Below are 18417 nucleotides of genomic sequence, written 5' to 3' on the forward strand. Positions count from 1 at the left end.
AGATTAAGTGATGATATGTATGCTGTTTTTAAAAATATAACACGAGCTACTTATGTTGAGTTAAATGATATATTAGACTGGCATAAATTAGATCATACTGATAAATCAAGGAGAATTATTAATAAAGATACATTTAATTGTGGTCGTATTTTAGATGTAAAAGAATTAGGTTGTGATAAAGTTAAAATTCATAAAGATAACTGTAATGTTGGTGTTGCGCAAGGGACACCTATTAGTGCTGTATTATCAAATATATACATGATTCATTTTGATAAAAGGCTAACTGAAATAGCAAGATCAGTAAGTGGATTTTATCAGAGATATAGTGATGATTTTATTTTTATTTTCTCTGACGATGGAAATCAGTGTGGGATTGAAGATATTATAAGTCGGATTCGTGAATGTGTAGATAATGCTGAGGGTCTAATTCTTAAAGATGAAAAAAGACAAATTTTTGAAATCTCTGATAATGTTGTAACTAATATTACTGACAGTTTTCTAGTGGAATCAAACTCTCATACACATAATCATGAGAGTACTTTAATTAATTATTTAGGGTTTAGTTTTGATGGAGTGCGAATATCGGTACGAGCTAAAACTTTGTCACGCTACTTTAGCAAAATGACTATTTCAGCTCATGCTATTTCTCGACAAAATGGTGTTACACATCCTAAACGGGCTAAAAGCGTAAGCAAAAGAATTCCTTTATATAAGGTATTTGATAGATTTACATATAAAGGAACAAAATCATATAGGCGCAGACATAGTCAAAAAAAACATGTGAGTATTATTACCTGTAATAATGGTAATTTTCACGATTATATATCACATGCACAGAATATTTTTAGGGAGGATACACATATTTCACATGTGACTCAAAAATCTATTGTTTATTTAAGACGACGACTTCGTAAAAAACTTAATAAACCAAATGATTAGATTTATGATATTAAAAAGTACTACCTTAGAACAAAGTTTTGAACTGCACCTCCAAAAATTGTGTCCAATTTTTGGGGTGCAGTTCACTTTTGTTATAGGATTTTATTTATAGTATTATCTTAATTTCACACAAATATTTTCATAATAAGCATGGAAATCAATGCATTTACAATACTGATTGTCATAAGCATTGGCCAGTATTTTTTAGGTACTTCAACTACACCTAAGAGACGGCCCATATATTGAATTTGGGAGCCCATCAAGAGAAGTGCTGGAGCCAAAATAGTTACTTGTATCATATCAAGCGTATTGTTGGACAGTAAGTTAACTGCAACGCCAATACCAGCAGAGTAAGATAACCAAGCTGTTAACAAGATTGTTACGCTTTCACCTGGAAGTCCAAATAGTGCCATTGCAGGGGCAAATAGGTTACCTAAAAATGCCATGATACCCAAGATACGTAATAGTTCGGCAAGTGTATATGCCATCAATACATTAGGTAATAAGTTTTGAGTGGCTAATGTAAAGCCTTTTCGTGCACCACGAATAAATATATCAAATGGATTGTTCGTTTCTTTATTGTTGCTCATCTTTGAAATCCCCCTTGAATACTGTATTAAGCGCGATTCGACATACGACACCACCGAAGAATTTCATAACAAATACTACGATAAGTGGTAGAATAATTGGCACTGTTAAGTACGCAAATATAGCAGATCCAATGGCTACGTAGTTGTTAATCATACCTGCACCGCTATATTGCCATGCTGTCATGATTGTTAATTCTTTGCGGTTAACTAGATTGTTGTCGTAAAGGTCTTTGGTAATCGCTGCACCTGCATCTGTACTTTGTAAGTCAGTAATCATTGCAAGGCCAGTTAATCCAGGGATACCTAAGATAGGTTTCAATAATGGCGTCATTAATTTATGGGCTGCGCGAATTGCACCATAGTGCTCTAAAATTTCAAGCACGCCTAAGGCTAGCATAACTGTTGGAGCTAAGCTCAAAGCAAAGAGGAAACCTGCACGAGCACTGACACCACCTTCACCGATAAAGGTGTTTTTTGCAGGATGGGCCATGGTACCAAATTTACCAGAAACAGTCGCGAAGTCTAATGCAGAGAGCCATTTGAAGCCTTCCACATTGTTAAGTAATCCTGAGAAGAATAAGATTGCTACAGCTAATGCGATATAGCAACCGATGGTTACCTTCTTGGTGAATTGAGTATAGTTTTTCTCATTGTTAGGGTCACTCATGATTTTCAACCTCCTACATAAAACACTTAGAGTTATATGACTATAAGTATATAGTAGAAATAATATGTCGCGCAAGAGTGTTATTTACAAAAGTTATATATATCATTAAAAATTTTTATTATAACTGAGTTGAATGCAGATATTTGTGTAGTATAATTAATATATTAAATAGTATTCTATAGAACGAGGTATCAGCGATGAGTGAAGTGTTAAATTTCTATAATTATTTACATACAATTCCTGAAGAAGGCTTCCAAGAGTTTAAAACTTCTGCTTTTTTAGCAGAAAAGCTGGAAAGTTATGGATATGATGTAACACGCAATGTAGGTGGAGAGACAGGTATTATTGGTATTTATGATAGTGGTAATCCTGGTCCTGTAGTGGCTCTTCGTGCTGACATGGATGCACTCGGTCATATCATAGATGGACAGCATGTATCTCGTCATACTTGTGGACATGACGGACATATGTCTATGTTGTTAGCTGCAGCGCAAATTATTAAAGAACAGCAATTGGTAAAACGTGGTAAGTTAAAGATTTTATTCCAACCAGCTGAGGAGCTTGGTTCTGGTGCAACTAGTATGATTAAAGGTGGCGCCATTGATGATGTAGAATATATCTTTGGTGCCCATGTACGTCCATTTGAAGAGGCCGAAAATGGACAGGCTAGTCCAGCCATTCATTATGCATCCTCCTGTCGTATGGTTATTGCCTTTCATGGTAAACCCGCCCATGGTGCACGTCCGCATTTAGGGATTAATGCTTTGGATGCGGCGGTTCAAGCGGTTAATGCAGTTAATGCCATCCATTTGAAACCGACTGATAATTATAGTGTTAAAGCAACTCGGTTCCTTTGTGATTCTGGTGTAACAAATGCAATTCCTGCTAAAGCTGTTGTTACATGGGACTTGCGTGCTCAATATAATAAAACGATGGACGAGCTTTGTTCTAAATTTTTACCTGCTATTGAAGGCGCAGCTGCCTCTATTGGTGCAAGTATTGAGGTTTTGGATTCATTCCGGATTCCTGCAGCAGAGCTAAATGATGAGGCTACGGCTTTATTGGCCGAGTCTATCTCTGCTATTCTTGGTGAAAGTAATTGCGTTGATCCAATCTATACACCAGGCGGTGAAGACTTTTTCTTCTATACCGTAGAAAAACCAAGTCTCAAAGCTGGATTTTTTGGCCTTGGTTGTAATTTGCGACCAGGTTTGCATCATCCTGATATGAGCTTTGATACTAGCGCTTTAGAAAATGGTGTTTCTATTTGGCTTAACTTAGTAGAACGATTATTAGGTGAATAATGTTTTTTAGAACCATTAACATGATTAGATAGATTCTGTCGTGCTAATGGTTCTATTTTTATTTAATAAATTTTATTTCTTATCTCCGTATCTATGCATCTTAGTTATTTTTAAATTTTTCATGAATGTGTTATTGTTATATTTGTAATGAGTTAAATGCACTTTATACCGTTAAGAGGCCTAATGTGTAATTAAACACATTAGGCATATTGTTATTAGTTTTAATAGAATAGTGAAATGTATTAGCCCACAGCGTGCTAGTGCGTTTCTTTGGATATGAATATGGTTCAATCAATAGAGCGTGGTATTGAGATACTCAAGTTATTAGAGGCGGGCCCGCTTGGTGTGACCGAGTTGGCGAATGCGACGGCGTTGCCGAAGACTACGGTTCATCGGTTGCTCAAGACCTTTGAGGCTCATCATTGGGTTGAGTTCAATGGGGCCAAGAAGTATCAGTTGTCTTGGGGTGTTTTGCCTATGGCAAAGTCCTTCCTTACGTCTTTGGATGTGCGTGCCATTGCGCAGCCGTATATGGTGGCTATCCGCGATCATTTGCAGCAGTCCGTGAATTTGTTCTTGGCGCAGGGCGATTATCGTATTTGCATCGAGCGTGTTGCGGCGGACAAGCCATTGCGTCATGACATCAAGATTGGTACGGTGTACCCTATCTTTAAAGGAGCAGCAGGCAAGATTTTCGGGGCCTATCTAGGGGACTTCAAGGATACTGATATGAGTGCTAGTGAAAGCGTCCAAATTCGTCATGATGGGTATGTGGTAACACGAGGCAGTCGTGTACCTGATGCGGCATCCATCGCAGTGCCTATTTTCTCCTTTGGCAATAAGCTAGAGGCGGTGATGACCATCTCTGGGCCGATAGGGGACTACACGGAAGAGCGCGTCAAAGAGTATCTATCTGTCATGATGGCATTAGGTCAAACCATTTCTAAACAAATGGGAGCGACCTTATAAATTTATTTTTTACCCATTATATGGAATAGAGTTCCATTATACGGAACAAGTATATAAATTTATGTTTTGATAGTGTGTATATAGGAGGTAGAAATGAGTCAGCTTTTACAAGAAATTGAAGCATTAAGACAGCCCATGAAGGAGTTGAACGATTTCATTTTCGATCATCCTGAGCTGGGGAACGAAGAGTTCCAAGCCCATGAGTTGTTGACGAATTTGTTGGAGAAGGAAGGTTTCACCGTAGACCGCGAGGTGAGTGGCCTTAAGACAGCCTTTAGAGCAGTGTACCACGTTAATGGTGGCGGTCCTAAAATCGGCTTACTTTGCGAGTACGATGCCCTTGAAGGTTTGGGTCATGCGTGTGGTCATAACTTACAAGGTCCATCCATTTGCACGGCGACGATTGCTTTAAAACGTACGTTGCAAACACCTTGCACGCTAGTTGTATACGGTACGCCTGCAGAAGAAACGGCTAGCGGCAAGCTCGTTATGGCTCGCGAAGGCGTGTTTGACGATTTAGACCTTGCTTTCATGATGCACGGCAGCGATACGACGACGGTAGACGGCAAGTCCTTGGCGTTAAATCTTGTGAATATCAAGTTCCACGGCAAGTCTGCTCACGCCGCGATTGCTCCAGAGAAGGGCATCAGCGCGCTAGATGCGGTGTTGTTGTTCTTCAACGGCATGGAATACTTGCGCGAGCATGTGCCGACTGAGGTGCGCATGCACGGTATCATCACTGACGGCGGCAAGGCGGCGAACATCGTTCCAGATTATGCGTGTACGCAATGGTATATTCGTTCTTCCAGTCGCATTCGTCTCGACGAGGTTGTGGCTCGTGTGAAAGACGTGGCTCAAGGTGCGGCGTTACAGGTGGGCGCTACCATGGAATGGGAAGAGGTTAAGGCGTACGACAACAAAGTCAATGTACAAACCTTGAACGATATACTTTTAAAAAATGCAGAAAAAGTAGGGGCCCCAGAGATTTCTGAGCCTCGCAAGGTGACGGGATCCACCGATTTCTCTAGCGTGACGTTCCGCGTACCAGGCGCTTGTTTGCGCGTGAAATTCGTAGGTAAGGGGGTCACTAGTCATTCTCAGGAATGGTTAGACAATGGTAAAAGCCAGCTCGCTGAGGACGCTATCATGTACGGCGCGAAGGGCATTGCTTTATCTGTTGAGGAAATCCTTGAAACGCCGGGCTTGTTAGAGAAAATCAAAGAGGATTTCAAACAAGCGAAGGAAACGTTCTAAGTATTGTGTTGTAAATGGAGGGACACTGTATGAATTTGTTAGTTTGTTTATTGGTCATCGCCATTACGGGGACGCTTGTTATTAAGAAGTTTAAAGCGCAAACTGTATTGTTGTTAGGCGGTCTTATTATGATGTTCGCAGCGTACTTGTTAGGCTACACAACATCTTTCGTAGAAGCGAAGAAGTCCACAGGCGTTCTTTTCTTTGATGCTTTTGAGTTCATTAACATTACGACTGCTAAAGATGCGGCAAACCTTGGTCTCATGATCATGACTTGTACTGGTTTCGCGAAGTACATGGACCACATCGGTGCCAGCTCTCGTCTCGTTGTAACGGCTATTAAACCGCTTGGTAAAATGAAATCTGCATACCTAGTAATGTCGCTTACATTTATTCTAAATATGTTCATGTCTCTAGTAATTCCAAGTGCGTCTGGCCTTGCGATGCTCATGATGGTGACAATCTTCCCAATCCTTGTACGCTTAGGTGTTAGCCCTGTCGGTGCTGCGGCGGCTGTTGCGACAGGTCACTTGCTCGACATCGGTCCTGCCTCTGCAACGACGTTGCTCGTATCCAAAACAGTGAACATGCCTATTCATGAGTACTTCGTTGGGTACCAGTTGAAAGTATATATTATCTGCGGCTTGATGGCAGCTATTGCTCACTTCATCTGGCAAAAATACATGGATAAGAAATCTGGTCATATCCCTACAGAATACGTAGAAACTCATAAAACGGATGAGCTTGAAGTTGGTCCATTGGCGTATATCTTCTTGCCATTATTGCCATTGATCTTCATCCTTGGCTTCAGCGAATACGGTATTAAAGGCGTCAAAATGAACGTAAACCTTGCCATGTTCCTCAGCTTGTTCATCGCTATGGGCTGCGAGCTCATTCGTCATCGCGACTTCCGCAAAATGGCGGCTAGCATCCAAACCTTCTTTAAAGGCATGGGCGACCAATTTGCAAACACTGTAACATTGATCGTTGCTGGTGAAACATTCGCTTTCGGTTTGACTTCCCTAGGCATCGTTAAAGAATTCGTTGCTGCTATTCAAGGCCTTGCCATCTCTGCTGACGTAGTAGGCGTTATCGTGTCTGGTATCATCATGGGTCTCAGCGTAGTAATGGGCTCTGGCGTTGCATCTATGTTCGCATTCGCTCCACTGGTTCCAAACTTTGCTGCTGACCTTGGCGGTAATGCCACAACAATCCTTCTTGGCATGCAAAATGCAGCCAGCGTAGGCCGTCTACTTAGCCCAATCAGTGCGGTTATGATTGCCGTAGCAGGTATCGCAAACATCTCTAGCTTCGATCTTGTAAAACGTACAAGCGTACCTGTCATCGTTACTTTCATTACAAGTACAATTGCGATTTTGCTTATTCACTAATCCTGCATAGGAAGTTGTTGGTACATAGTGACTAGCTTGCTATTGGCACTAAAAATAAATCACTAATAACAAAATATATAAAATACTAAAGGCTCTACCTTGCTTTGAGGTAGAGCCTTTTTATCTATAAACCATTACATTAGCGTTTCTGATGTTTAATGTTACAATAGGTATATATTACGTATCGTTCTTAGTGTGTATATAGTTTTATAGTAAAAGGATGTTGTATGTATAATGTAACAATTACAACGACAGGCATTTTTGATGAAATTCGGCCATCTTTGTTTCCTCTCGTAGAGGGCAAGGAAGGGATTACGTTTATAAATGCTTTGGAGTATAGTACGGATGATATTTTGCCTTTTGAAGAGGGCGATGATATTACGGATAATGGTCCCGAGATTGAGCTAGAGCATGAACGGATTCGTGCCTTTGTGGCGGCTATTTGCGCAGAACATGGTAAACCGTACAACGAATTACGAGATGAGTTCGTAAAGGCTTTGCCTGAGTTTATGCTAGATGGTACCTATAAAGGTGAAGAGCTACTTTCAACAAAGAGAAAAGGAAGTTACAATGTCCATGCTTTGTACAAGAGCGAGCGTGGACGGGATTTACTATTCCAACGCAATTATGGGGATACAAATGGGCTTCTTTACTTATCTGACCATATGGTGGGATATTTAATAGAGTCTTTATATGGTAGAAGCGGCATTTTTGGAATGGCCGCAGGGGCGCAGCGTATTACCACTCCTTTGCAGTGTTATACCATTCATCAAGCAATAAATCGTGTTGATAAATATTATTTACCTGAGTTAATTGCTGTTCAAGCCCTAGATAATACATATTCTATGGATCAATCGAACCGGTCTGAGTTTCTACTCATTGCTGATGCATTGGGGGCTTATATGGTGCAGACCATGCATGGTCAGACAGAATCTGAACAGCTAGATACATTGTCCAAAGATCCATTTTTCCGCAAAATTTGTGAACCTGTTCATCGGTTTTATAGGAACTTGACCAATGATGCCATCATTTCTGTATATGATGAAAGCAACGACTGGACTGATAGTTTGTTACATGATTATATTTATAATCTGTACGATAGATTCAGCGAGGGACTCGACTACTGGGAGGAAGGAAATGAAGGCGTACTTGGTTATGTGAGATATCGCATCCTAAGCCCTTTGGCGGATGATCTCATAAGAGAGTTATCTCAGGAAAAGCTACGTATCGATTTGTACCCTGGTTTTGATAAAGCTAGAGCGTATTTTGATTTCTTGGTGCCTTATACGAGCCATGCAAAGAACATGCTTATTAAGATAGGCGTCAAAGAAGATGATGACTGCCAGAACGACATGACTGATGATGAGAATATCTGTGAAGGTCTATTGCCTCCGGTAGATTTACTGTCTCATAAAAGTGTCAAGTTGACGGTATTAGAACGTATATATTGCCTCCTAGATGCTTGTTATGAGGCTGTTCGACGATACCAAAATTATAAAGCTCTAGAGTCTATCGTTGATACTTTGGACGCAGCTATAGGTGAAGTAGATATCGAATCTTCTGACTCTTGGCAGGCTGAATATGTGCAGAGAGTATCTCGCCTATCTAAATGGTATCGCATGTTAGGTCATGCTTTCACAGGAAATAATGCCTATCGGAATCTATTGGAAGAACTCATTGCCGCGCAGGAACAAACGCCGTTGGTTCATGAGCCGTATTTCAATAACTATATTTGTGATGTAAGCTGTCAGGACAATGTCTTTAATCTTGAGTGCTTGCAGTATTTATTATTGCATCATGATATTGAAACAGGTAATTGTGAAAGCTATGAGTACCATGTTCAGTCTATCGATCATCCATACTTCAAAATGCCTTTTAAGGCATATGGGCAAATACACAACTTGCTAGATATAGAAACTGAACTCAATAGTAATGATATTGTATATTTCTTAGTCCTCTTGAAAGTCATTCATCGTTTCTATTTAGACCGATTAGACCAAAACCTATGGCAAGAGTTGCTTCAATTATGGTCTATGTATGGTAAACGAAATTTCCAAGACTATTATGCAGAATGCTTATGTGCTAAGTACATGACTATGCTCGCTATGCATATGGGAGATAGAGAGGCGGCAGAACGGATCAAGCAGGATTTACACACTAGATTTGAGCGGACAAGTCATTGGCGTGAGCCCGTACCAAGTGAGTATAGTTGGTCTACTTTTGCGTTCTACACGATGGCTCAAATCGACGAAGCCCTTGGTTATTTTGACCTAGCTAAGGAGAATTACGATAAAGCCTATGTTACACACGCCTATACACAAGCTTGTTGGGCTTACTATGAAAGTAAATGTAAGCGTCTCTGGAACGGAACTCAATCATTAATGACTGAAACAAAACTTACAGCGGCTAGTATCCAACCTGTAGTAGCCGTGACAAAGCCTGATTTTGAGACTGTTATACAGGAGAATAAAGGGAAATTCTCCACTATTGATGAATATAAAAAATTTTTCCATGCTCATATGATGTATCTATATATGTAAGTATATATAAGGTAATAAAAAGACGCTCTTATAAGGAGCGTCTCTTTTGTTAGAAATGAATAAATAATGAAAGTTTGTCAAAATTAATCATTGAAATAAAAATAAGCTAAGCTTATAATTGAGGTATACTGTGAAGTTTTAGGTTACTATTGTTTTTTGTATGTTTATGTTAGTTAGACCATACTCTAAGGGGTTGTATGGCTAAGGGTTTACTATGAATTCAGGGGGAGTAATCATGAATAAGAAGTTGTTGGTATTAGCTGGGATTATGTCTGTGTTGAGCGTTAATGTGATGGCAGAAGCAGATATGAGAACTACTGTAGGTGGTCTTAATAATATCGTAGTAGATGAAACTAAAAACGAGAATGGCCAAAAGAATTATACTGTTGGATTGACCGAAGATGTTCAAGGTCTTCGCTCCATTGAGGTAGCGGATGATCCAGCTGGACGAGATAAATATGTTGAAATTAATGGTAATGAAATCAAAGTATCTCATACTGATGGCGTCAAACATTCTAGCTTAACCTTAGATGGATTGGTTGTTGAAAGCGATACCGATCAGATTAATAGAACAACGTATGGCCCTAATGGCATTATTATTGAAAAAGCCGATGGGGACAATAATCCTGAAACTATCGTTTCTTTAACAGACAATGGCCTCAATAACGGCAATCATAAGATCGTGAATGTGTCCAAGGGCGAGGTTTCCAAGACCTCTACCGATGCTATCAACGGCAGTCAATTGCACGAGGTGAAAACGCAGGTCGATAACAATACGAATCGTATTTCTACGCTCGAAAATAATACGGCTAACATTGGTGACAAGGTGCTTAATAATGCCAAGTCCTACACGGATCGTCAGGTGTCCAAGGTGGGCGCTGCCTCTGCGGCACTAGCGGGCTTGCACTATTTGGACTACAATCCAAACGATAAATGGTCCTTCGCCACTAGCCTAGGCCACTATAAACACTCCACCGCTGGCGCTATTGGCGCGTCCTATCAACCGAACGAAAACTCCATGGTTCACGCTGGCGTTACTGTTGGTGGTGAAAGCATGTTTAACATCGGTGCTTCTTTCAAGGTGGGCGAACAAGACCCAACACTCAAAACAAGCCGCTTTGAAATGGCAAAACAAATCAAAGACCTACAAGCCGACAACGCTTCCTTACGCGCAGACAACGAAGAACTACGAGCTGAAGTGAATGAAATAAAAGCAGCGTTGAAAAAATTGCAGTAATAATATTTACAACAACTATAATAGGCACGTTCTCAACGGTATAGTATACTTATACTAATGAGAGAACGTGCCTATTGTTGTTTGAGCGGTGTTGTATGAAACTAAAAAGTACATTGTTAAGCTTGGCTGTGGCAGTAGCTTTCACCATACCTATTGATGCGGCGCAGTATACTGTTCCTGAAGGGCAACCACCTGTACCAGGGGCCGACGCAAGTATTCCAGATAATGCATATCAGAACTATCGTTATGATAAGACTCGTAATATTACCACTGCTGATTATATTAAGAAAATAGAAGAGTATAATAACAGGATTGATGGTGAGGTTCTTGAGAAAAAAGGTACTGCAGAGCAAGCAGAGCAATTAAAAAAAGCCTATGCGAAGTATTTGGAGTTAATTACCCATGAATCCACCGTAATTTTATTGCACGAAGGTGACTATAAGGCTAAAGTGACATTGCCTATTTCGGTGGTAGAAAGTTATTTTGAGGACCTGGATAAGAAGGGTAAAGGCTCGTATGTTTTTGAACGTTATGCTATTGCTGGACTAGTAGGTGCTAATGAACGCGTTGAAGATTCAGGGTTTTATAAAAATGCTCAACGTAAAGGGGAATTTATGTATCCGGGCATTAGCAAAGGCTACTGGGGAATAAGAGAGCAATATGCGAATGGCAATCTACCTGTAATGTATGCTGCCGTTACTTTTGATAAATACCCAAATCAGACGTATATGGTATTTTTAGGTAATAAGAATCAGCCCATTACAAAAAAGTTAGAATCTACAATGGCTAATTTTGTAATCCCTTCTATTCAACCATTAGAGAATTTAGACAATACTAGTGATACTATTACATGGGATAATCTGACCTATCGACTACCTAAGGGAATGACTTTAGATATTGTGGATAAAAGCGACGACTTCCAAGGTCGCGTGTATGTTGGGGATGGTATGAAACTCGTCGTTGCTCGTAGTTCTTTAGTTGATAAAGGGGAGCCTATACAAGGATATACTCAGACTGTTTTTGATCATTTTTTCTATAAAAAGAATCCAACATTATTGAAAGATATACCTCTTCAAGTAGCTTTAGTATGGAATAATGGTGTTCCTTCTTATCTTCTAGATCAATATAATCCAGGTAAGAAATCTCGTATTTACCAATTGATAAAAGATGATAAGTATGAATATTATATGTTCCTTACCTATGAAGATGGTAAAAATAAGTATAATCATATTGAACTACGTAATATAATGGAATACTTAGACTTTGGAAATGCGAAGCAAATAAGACAAGCTAGGAATAAAAGACTGGAGAAATAAGAAAAAGACCGTACCTTGGGGTGCGGTCTTTATGGTATTGCTTTTGGAGCATTGGTAGCCTTTATTTGCCTTACAAAAAGCAAATAGCCCTCCGTTGTCTAGTGTAACTAGATAACTGAAAGGCCATTTCTTAAGATTTCATTATTTTCCGAGATGAGCCTGACGTAGCTACTCGTCTGACTATCTTCTTATATTATAGGGACAAAATTATATATCGTCAAATTATGATAAATGAGGATCCTTGTATCAGTTTTATGTAGATAATTGAGCTTATAAATATGATGTATAATAAATATAGTTTACATGATAGTTTATGAGGCTTAAGGAGAGATATATGTTACAGCGATTTTTCATGGTGATGGCGCTGACGCTAGCTTTCACCATGCCTAGCCAAGCAATTTCAATACAGGAGCTCAAGTCGTCACCGCAGTTTAAGGTGGTTTATGAGGTAACGCCAGATGTTCCCAATGCTAATGAGCACACTACGTGGTATTTAGACACGAGTTCTATCGAGGTGCTAGAGTACGCGCCGCCTATGTATACGATCAAGGCCACTGTGTACAATGCGTATCAGTCGCCATGGAAACATGTTATTTATAGTGATTCCTGGATTGTATCCTATGACACTCGATTGTCGCTAGCGAGTCAGGTATATCGCGCGAAACAAGGGGGTGCTTCGTTGACGACGGTTATTGATGCGGCACAAACGAAAACGGGTATGGTGGGCTCCGAGGAACCCTTAGGCGTATTCTCTTTTGATGGGCAGTCGCTGCCGATTCAGGTGAAAGCCTCGACTCGTGCTATTGTGCGCACGGCTCCCAATACGACGCGTTATGATATAGCAGATACATTATTCTATGAAGCGTATCGTATGCATTTTGAGGATGTGGTGGTGAAATGAGGCCCATGATGAAAGTACTATATATAGCAATGGTGTTGGCGCTGTCTTGTGTGGTGTCCGCGCACAGTATGTCTATGCAGGAATTACAAAATACGAACCGCTTTGAAATGCTTCATGGCTTTGGTGAAAGCGGCAATGGTGATGGCACCTTTATAGATAAGGACTCCATTAAGGCCTCTAACGGGCCAAATGGAACAAAGCAAATCACCCTCACACAGTATGTGCTCATGCCTGCTGGTGATATGATTCAGGAAAAGAATGTCCTCTATACCTTTGATACGAAGCAGTCTTTTGCGAATCTTATAAAAAAGCTAGAGACTCATCAACTAGAGTCCCATCAATTGGGATCGTATAAAGACTTATGGTTGGCTAAACAAAAGAATGCAGGGATTGCCTCTAGCATTATTGATTTTAAAGAGTATCATATAGATGGGAACCGGTATGACACACAAAGTGAAGCGCAAGACAGACGAATGGCAATGGCTCCTGTAGACTTTGGCTTTGCAGGATACCTTTTGGCTAATCGACTGTATGAACGGATGTATGGCGTACAATTTGATGATGTAGTGGGAAAATAAGAAAAACTCCTATTGGTTAACCGATAGGAGTTTTGTATTTATCTATATATTCCTATTATTCGTTCCTTATTGTATCGTATATTAGTTCGTTCTATAATAGAATTAGGATAGTTAGACGAGGTTGGGAAAAGACAAATAGCCCTCCGTTACCGCATGGTAGCTAAGTAAACAGAAAGGCCATTTCCTAAGTATTTTGATTTTCGAGATGCGCCCGACGTTTCGACTCGTCTGACTATCTACTTATATTATAGTAAGGTTATGATATATCGTCAAATTGTGATGAATACCTGTATGGTAGAGAATTTGATGATGTCGTTGTAAAATAAGGAAAACTCCTATTGGTTTAACCGATAGGAGTTTTCTCTTGTATGTACTCTTTTAGAATATTCTTTTACATTACTCTTTTAGAATATCCTTTTACATTATTCTTTTAAGTCATCCGGTATAGCCGGTGGAGCCGGTGGTTTACCCATGGATCTTTCAATGAACACCACAGCTACAAAGACGATGAGGCTGACGATGGAACCAAAGATAATGGACATAATGCCGTATGGGTTGCCCACGAATTCCCAGTACACGCCTGCGATAGAGCCGAGCACGATGGACCAAATGCCAGCGCCAGCTGTTGCATTTTTCCAAGTGAGGCCAAGTAGGAATGCTGCGAATGGACCAGCGGATCTCATTGTGAAAGCAAATACGAGCATCGGAATGATGGCTTTGCTTACGAGGGAGATAACGATGGCGATGATACCAAGGAATAGTACGCATAGACGGCTATAGCTAGTGAGCTGAGCATCAGTGAGGCTTTTACCAAAATGATGCTCCACAATATCCTTGGTAAATACAGTAGCAGCGCCTAATAGGTCGCCTGCGCCTGATGAAAGCGTCGCTGATACGACAGCGGCCATAACGAAGCCCGCCATTACTGGAGGCATGAGGTTAAGTGCAACCGTTGCCACCGCATTGTTTGCTTCGATGTTCGGGAACTCAGCCAATGCTACGAGGCCTAATACGGCAGGAACGAAGGCGAAGAGAGCCATGATAATACCACAAATGATGGAACCGAGAACGGCCGTTTTTTCATCCTTCGCAGCGAAGTACCGTTGTACGGACTCTTGGCCAGTGGAGAAGGTCATGAAGTACATGATAATAAGGCCGATGATGGTTTTCCAACCAACCTTTGTGAAGCCCAGTTGTTCAGGTGGTAATTTCGTTACAACTGATTCCCAGCCGCCCACATTGTGCAGTACGAACGGCACAGCGAGGGAGAAGCCCCCAACGAGAACGAAGAAATGGATAACGTCCGTCATCGTTACGCTCCACATGCCGCCGGACATGGTGTAGATTACGAGAACCGCGCCGCAGATGAGGATGGCGAGCTCTGTTGAAAGCCCAGTGAGAACACTAATAATAGTTGCTGTCGCTGTAATCTGTACGCCTGCTAGCGTAATTGTGGCCAGCATGGACAGAATGGACGTAATTAAATGGCTAGAGCCACCGAAGCGACGACCGATGATCTCTGGCACTGTTGTTGCCATAGCACGACGTAAAAGCGGTGCGATGAAAGCAACGAGAATAACCCCAATCCCTGCAGAGACTACGTACCAACCTGCAGATAAACCCCAAGAACCATACGCTTTCGCGGCTACACCAACGGTACTCCCGCCACCGATCTCCGTAGCTGCTAACGTGCCTGCCGTCATAAGAACCCCAATACGACGACCTGCGAGTAGATAGTCAGTACTATCTTTTACACGAATATGACAATACACGCCGACCAATAAATTCAGTAATAAATAGGCACAAACAATAACCCATATAATAGTTAAAGAATCCATATGCCACCTCCTAAACTACAAACTAGTTAGAGACACATACTAAATCACCCTTACCTACTTGTGGTGCGTACGCAAGTATAACTCTATTATCCCTAAAAACTAGGGAAAATACAAAGAGGAGTTTCTTGGAGCGTTGGAGAATGTATATATATTAGGAACTAAAAAAGCCCGTCATTGACGGGCTTTTGGAGCTTTAGTAGCCCTTATTTGCCTTACAAAAAGCAAATAGCCCTCCGTTGCCTAGTGTAACTAGATAACTGAAAGGCCATTTCTTCATGCTTTTGTGTAACTAGAGATGAGCCTGACGTTTCGACTCGTCTGACTATCTATTTATATTATAGGGATAAAGATATATATCGTCAAATAGAGATAAACATTATAAATTTGGTTAAAGAGTGGTTAGATTCAGTGGGTAAACTTATATATGTTATAAAAACTATACTAGTGCTTTATTTCAAGCTTTTGCTTGTTATTATATGGGGGATTTCCTTCGGTCTTTTTTATACGATGGCCTATAATCCTGCACTAGAGCCCTATTCACTAGGGGATTTAAAATTATATGTAATACTCTTATTTGGTAATATATGCTGTATTCCGTGGCTCGTGTTATGGTGTAAAAGACTATCCCCAGCCTTTAATAAACCCCAAATATACTATAAGGCTAAAGACTGGATCCGGACTAAGAAAGAAGAGGCATTGGCTTACAAGGTTATTTTCTTGGGTTTAGGTCTCTTGGTAAAAGCATACCTAGTAATTTACCTTGCTATTTTACTTGGCTACTGTATTGCCGTAAGTATTCCATTTTTATTTGGCATACTATCTCTTATTTCTTCTCTAGTCATTTGAGAATCTGAAAGCCGAGTTACGCATCGATTTGAGCGATTTGGCTTTTATTAGTTTATTCATATATTTCTATTATTCGTTCCTTATTGTATCGTATATTAGTTCGTTCTATAATAGTCTTAGGATAGTTAGACGAGGTTGGGCCTCTCTTCGTATTTGAAGGGAGGGATAAGTCTATGAGTGATTATGAAATAATCATGCTCCTCTTACAAGTACTGGCTATTGTCATTGCTTTTGGAGCTTTAGTAGCCCTTATTTGGGTTATAGGACAAAACGTGTTGGTACTTCAATCCCAATCATTGAAAGATAATTTGTCATAGTTATGCAAATCACCCCAAGAAACGGCATCTCCCCAAGTTGGAATTATGCCTTGAAGTTGGGCTCTTTCATTCATAGATCTATATATTTTAGAAATACTTGCATCAGTTGGCATGACCTTAAGTATTTCTTTTGCAGAAAGCGGTCTTGGTGAGTGTAAATAACACCACCAAAAGACCGCTTTTATGCGTTTTTCTACAGACATCCCTCGATGGTAACGCAATAAACGTCTGAGTTGTGCGTTTACCCCGCCTTCAATAGGGTTATTAGTCCTCGGGCATTCTTTATCCAACACCAATGTTTCATCTAAATATCGAAACATTGTCTCTGTATTAATTAACACCACTAGAGAGTTATAAGCTTTTAATAATCGTTCATGTGTAGCTCTTAAATTATCATTACTATCACGTGTCATTTCACTTAGAAACTCTTTAAAAGTCACTCTCCAATTAAATAATCGTTGAATCCATATTTGTGCATCTTCTTGTGTTTTTACACTATATAAATCGCTTGCTAAATCTCTTAACATAATGCCTGCTAAGGTTTTAGGCCGTCTAGTAGTGTAACGATGCACTTGCCATACAGCATGGACAATACAACGTTGAAGTTTGGCCGTACGCCAAACTTTTTTTAATGCTTTTCTAAGGCCAGGTCCACCATCAGAAACGACCACAATGGGTGTCGCTATTCGCTGCATAAGAGCTTGCCATGAGCGAGACTGTTCTGACCTACATAAATACCACCCTAATACATGTTCGCCATCATAACAGATCAAAATACAAGCTTTTTTAGCTAAGTAAATACCATCAACGAATACCACATCTCTCGAGGTTTCAATTTTGGGCGGCATAGGCCATATTTTCCAGAAATCAGCTATTTGTCTACGAAATGTACGGCCCTGCCCAGGCATGTTCTGTTGTGTTTCTTTACTAAATAACCAATTTAGAAATCGATGAAAACATTTAGTAGTATTATCAATAGTTTGTGTAAAGGTGATGTTACACTGCTTACAATGCCATCGTTGTGATCCAGCTTTAGTTTTCCCATATTTTTGACAAGAAAATCCACAATTTATACATCTTACCAGCATGATTATTCCCTCCACTTAGAACACGATTTTCTAAGAAGATATAATCTTATTGAAGCCAGTAAAATCAAGGGTTTTGGGACTTTTTACCAACACATTTTGTCCACCCTCTAAGTTTATCAAAAGAACTTAAAATAGCGATAGAGCCAGTAATTTACTGGCTCTATCGCCTATAAAACCAACACGTTTTGTCCTATAACCCCCGTTTTTTATATTATATTCTATCTCGTACAAGACCGATAACAAGGCCGTCAATGTGACAATCATCTACAATGATTGGATCAAAGTCATCATTTTCAGGTTGCAAACGAATATGGCCATTTTCTTTATAGAAACGTTTTACTGTAGCTTCATCATCGATGCGAGCAACAACAACATCACCATTATTAGCAGTATTTTGGTGACGTACGATGAGCATATCGCCTTCATACATACCAATATTCATCATGGATTCGCCTTGAACACGCAATAAGAAGCAGTCAGAATCACCAGTTAATTGAACAGGTAATGTAAGAGTAGACTCTAGGTTTTCTACTGCTGTAATAGGCATACCTGCTTGTACAGTACCGATAAGAGGAACTTGTTTTAAACCAGCACCTAAGAACTCAAAATTATCAGAACTTGATGTTTCATTACCATCTACAG

The 18417-nt window shown here is 40.1% G+C and carries 15 protein-coding genes; 10 read left to right on the top strand and 5 right to left on the bottom strand.

Annotated features, from left to right (window positions below; all coding sequences use genetic code 11):
- Window positions 1-939, top strand: a 939-nt coding sequence (locus tag Q0F90_RS01970) for a reverse transcriptase domain-containing protein (protein WP_296002827.1), incomplete at its 5' end; no start/stop codon positions are given.
- 125 nt (window positions 940-1064) lie between these two features.
- Here the strand turns inward: Q0F90_RS01970 and Q0F90_RS01975 are convergent.
- Both Q0F90_RS01975 and Q0F90_RS01980 read right to left on the bottom strand, forming a co-directional pair.
- Window positions 1065-1529 (bottom strand): YjiG family protein, encoded by a 465-nt coding sequence (locus tag Q0F90_RS01975; protein ID WP_296002831.1) that lies wholly within the window; start codon window positions 1527-1529, stop codon window positions 1065-1067.
- Window positions 1516-2196 (bottom strand): nucleoside recognition domain-containing protein, encoded by a 681-nt coding sequence (locus Q0F90_RS01980; protein ID WP_296002835.1) that lies wholly within the window; start codon window positions 2194-2196, stop codon window positions 1516-1518. The genes Q0F90_RS01975 and Q0F90_RS01980 overlap by 14 nt, the downstream gene beginning before the upstream one ends.
- Window positions 2197-2393: 197 nt before the next feature.
- On the opposite strand from Q0F90_RS01980, the gene Q0F90_RS01985 reads away from it, so the two are divergent.
- The 9 genes from Q0F90_RS01985 (at window position 2394) to Q0F90_RS02025 (ending at window position 13686) form a co-directional block, all read left to right on the top strand.
- Entirely contained in the window at window positions 2394-3500 is a 1107-nt protein-coding gene (locus Q0F90_RS01985) for an amidohydrolase (RefSeq protein ID WP_296002838.1), read from the top strand.
- A 282-nt stretch (window positions 3501-3782) separates the two neighbouring features.
- The gene (locus Q0F90_RS01990; RefSeq protein WP_296002841.1) at window positions 3783-4469 is read left to right on the top strand and encodes an IclR family transcriptional regulator; all 687 of its coding nucleotides are present in this window, start codon (window positions 3783-3785) and stop codon (window positions 4467-4469) included.
- Between the two features lie 93 nt (window positions 4470-4562).
- On the top strand, window positions 4563-5723 hold the full coding sequence (locus Q0F90_RS01995) for a M20 family metallopeptidase (RefSeq protein ID WP_296002844.1): 1161 nt from the start codon (window positions 4563-4565) through the stop codon (window positions 5721-5723).
- 29 nt (window positions 5724-5752) lie between these two features.
- A complete protein-coding gene (gene dcuC / locus Q0F90_RS02000) occupies window positions 5753-7114 on the top strand; it encodes a C4-dicarboxylate transporter DcuC (RefSeq protein ID WP_296002848.1) in 1362 nt (453 codons plus the stop codon).
- 227 nt (window positions 7115-7341) lie between these two features.
- The gene (locus tag Q0F90_RS02005; RefSeq protein WP_296002851.1) at window positions 7342-9654 is read left to right on the top strand and encodes a hypothetical protein; all 2313 of its coding nucleotides are present in this window, start codon (window positions 7342-7344) and stop codon (window positions 9652-9654) included.
- A 235-nt stretch (window positions 9655-9889) separates the two neighbouring features.
- Window positions 9890-10891 carry a YadA-like family protein gene (locus Q0F90_RS02010; protein ID WP_296002854.1) on the top strand — a complete coding sequence of 334 codons (1002 nt, stop codon included), beginning with the start codon at window positions 9890-9892 and terminating at the stop codon, window positions 10889-10891.
- A 95-nt stretch (window positions 10892-10986) separates the two neighbouring features.
- Window positions 10987-12207: a hypothetical protein gene (locus Q0F90_RS02015; protein ID WP_296002859.1), complete on the top strand. Its 1221-nt coding sequence runs from the start codon at window positions 10987-10989 to the stop codon at window positions 12205-12207.
- A 358-nt stretch (window positions 12208-12565) separates the two neighbouring features.
- Window positions 12566-13108, top strand: a complete 543-nt coding sequence (locus tag Q0F90_RS02020) for a hypothetical protein (RefSeq protein WP_296002863.1) — start codon at window positions 12566-12568, stop codon at window positions 13106-13108.
- Window positions 13109-13113: 5 nt separating this feature from the next.
- On the top strand, window positions 13114-13686 hold the full coding sequence (locus tag Q0F90_RS02025; RefSeq protein ID WP_296002866.1) for a hypothetical protein: 573 nt from the start codon (window positions 13114-13116) through the stop codon (window positions 13684-13686).
- Window positions 13687-14108: 422 nt separating this feature from the next.
- Here the strand turns inward: Q0F90_RS02025 and Q0F90_RS02030 are convergent, their stop codons facing one another.
- From Q0F90_RS02030 to lexA, 3 genes are all read right to left on the bottom strand, one after another.
- On the bottom strand, window positions 14109-15524 hold the full coding sequence (locus Q0F90_RS02030; protein ID WP_060925091.1) for a sodium:solute symporter: 1416 nt from the start codon (window positions 15522-15524) through the stop codon (window positions 14109-14111).
- Window positions 15525-16653: 1129 nt separating this feature from the next.
- Window positions 16654-17775, bottom strand: coding sequence for an IS1249 family transposase (locus Q0F90_RS02035; protein WP_296002873.1), 1122 nt, complete (start codon window positions 17773-17775; stop codon window positions 16654-16656).
- Window positions 17776-17986: 211 nt separating this feature from the next.
- Window positions 17987-18417, bottom strand: a 431-nt coding sequence (gene lexA / locus Q0F90_RS02040; protein WP_296002875.1) for a transcriptional repressor LexA, incomplete at its 5' end; no start/stop codon positions are given.

This window comes from uncultured Veillonella sp. (assembly GCF_934190855.1).
Classification (GTDB): domain Bacteria; phylum Bacillota; class Negativicutes; order Veillonellales; family Veillonellaceae; genus Veillonella.

Bases quoted from the DNA above. Each gene is read 5' to 3' on its own strand.
- Q0F90_RS01995 (WP_296002844.1), top strand. From the start codon at position 4,563: ATGAGTCAGCTTTTACAAGAAATTGAAGCATTAAGACAGCCCATGAAG.
- Q0F90_RS02025 (WP_296002866.1), top strand. From the start codon at position 13,114: ATGATGAAAGTACTATATATAGCAATGGTGTTGGCGCTGTCTTGTGTG.
- dcuC (WP_296002848.1), top strand. From the start codon at position 5,753: ATGAATTTGTTAGTTTGTTTATTGGTCATCGCCATTACGGGGACGCTT.
- Q0F90_RS01980 (WP_296002835.1), bottom strand. From the start codon at position 2,196: ATGAGTGACCCTAACAATGAGAAAAACTATACTCAATTCACCAAGAAG.
- Q0F90_RS02020 (WP_296002863.1), top strand. From the start codon at position 12,566: ATGGCGCTGACGCTAGCTTTCACCATGCCTAGCCAAGCAATTTCAATA.
- Q0F90_RS02030 (WP_060925091.1), bottom strand. From the start codon at position 15,524: ATGGATTCTTTAACTATTATATGGGTTATTGTTTGTGCCTATTTATTA.
- Q0F90_RS01975 (WP_296002831.1), bottom strand. From the start codon at position 1,529: ATGAGCAACAATAAAGAAACGAACAATCCATTTGATATATTTATTCGT.
- Q0F90_RS02005 (WP_296002851.1), top strand. From the start codon at position 7,342: ATGTATAATGTAACAATTACAACGACAGGCATTTTTGATGAAATTCGG.
- Q0F90_RS01985 (WP_296002838.1), top strand. From the start codon at position 2,394: ATGAGTGAAGTGTTAAATTTCTATAATTATTTACATACAATTCCTGAA.
- Q0F90_RS01990 (WP_296002841.1), top strand. From the start codon at position 3,783: ATGGTTCAATCAATAGAGCGTGGTATTGAGATACTCAAGTTATTAGAG.
- Q0F90_RS02010 (WP_296002854.1), top strand. From the start codon at position 9,890: ATGAATAAGAAGTTGTTGGTATTAGCTGGGATTATGTCTGTGTTGAGC.
- Q0F90_RS02035 (WP_296002873.1), bottom strand. From the start codon at position 17,775: ATGCTGGTAAGATGTATAAATTGTGGATTTTCTTGTCAAAAATATGGG.
- Q0F90_RS02015 (WP_296002859.1), top strand. From the start codon at position 10,987: ATGAAACTAAAAAGTACATTGTTAAGCTTGGCTGTGGCAGTAGCTTTC.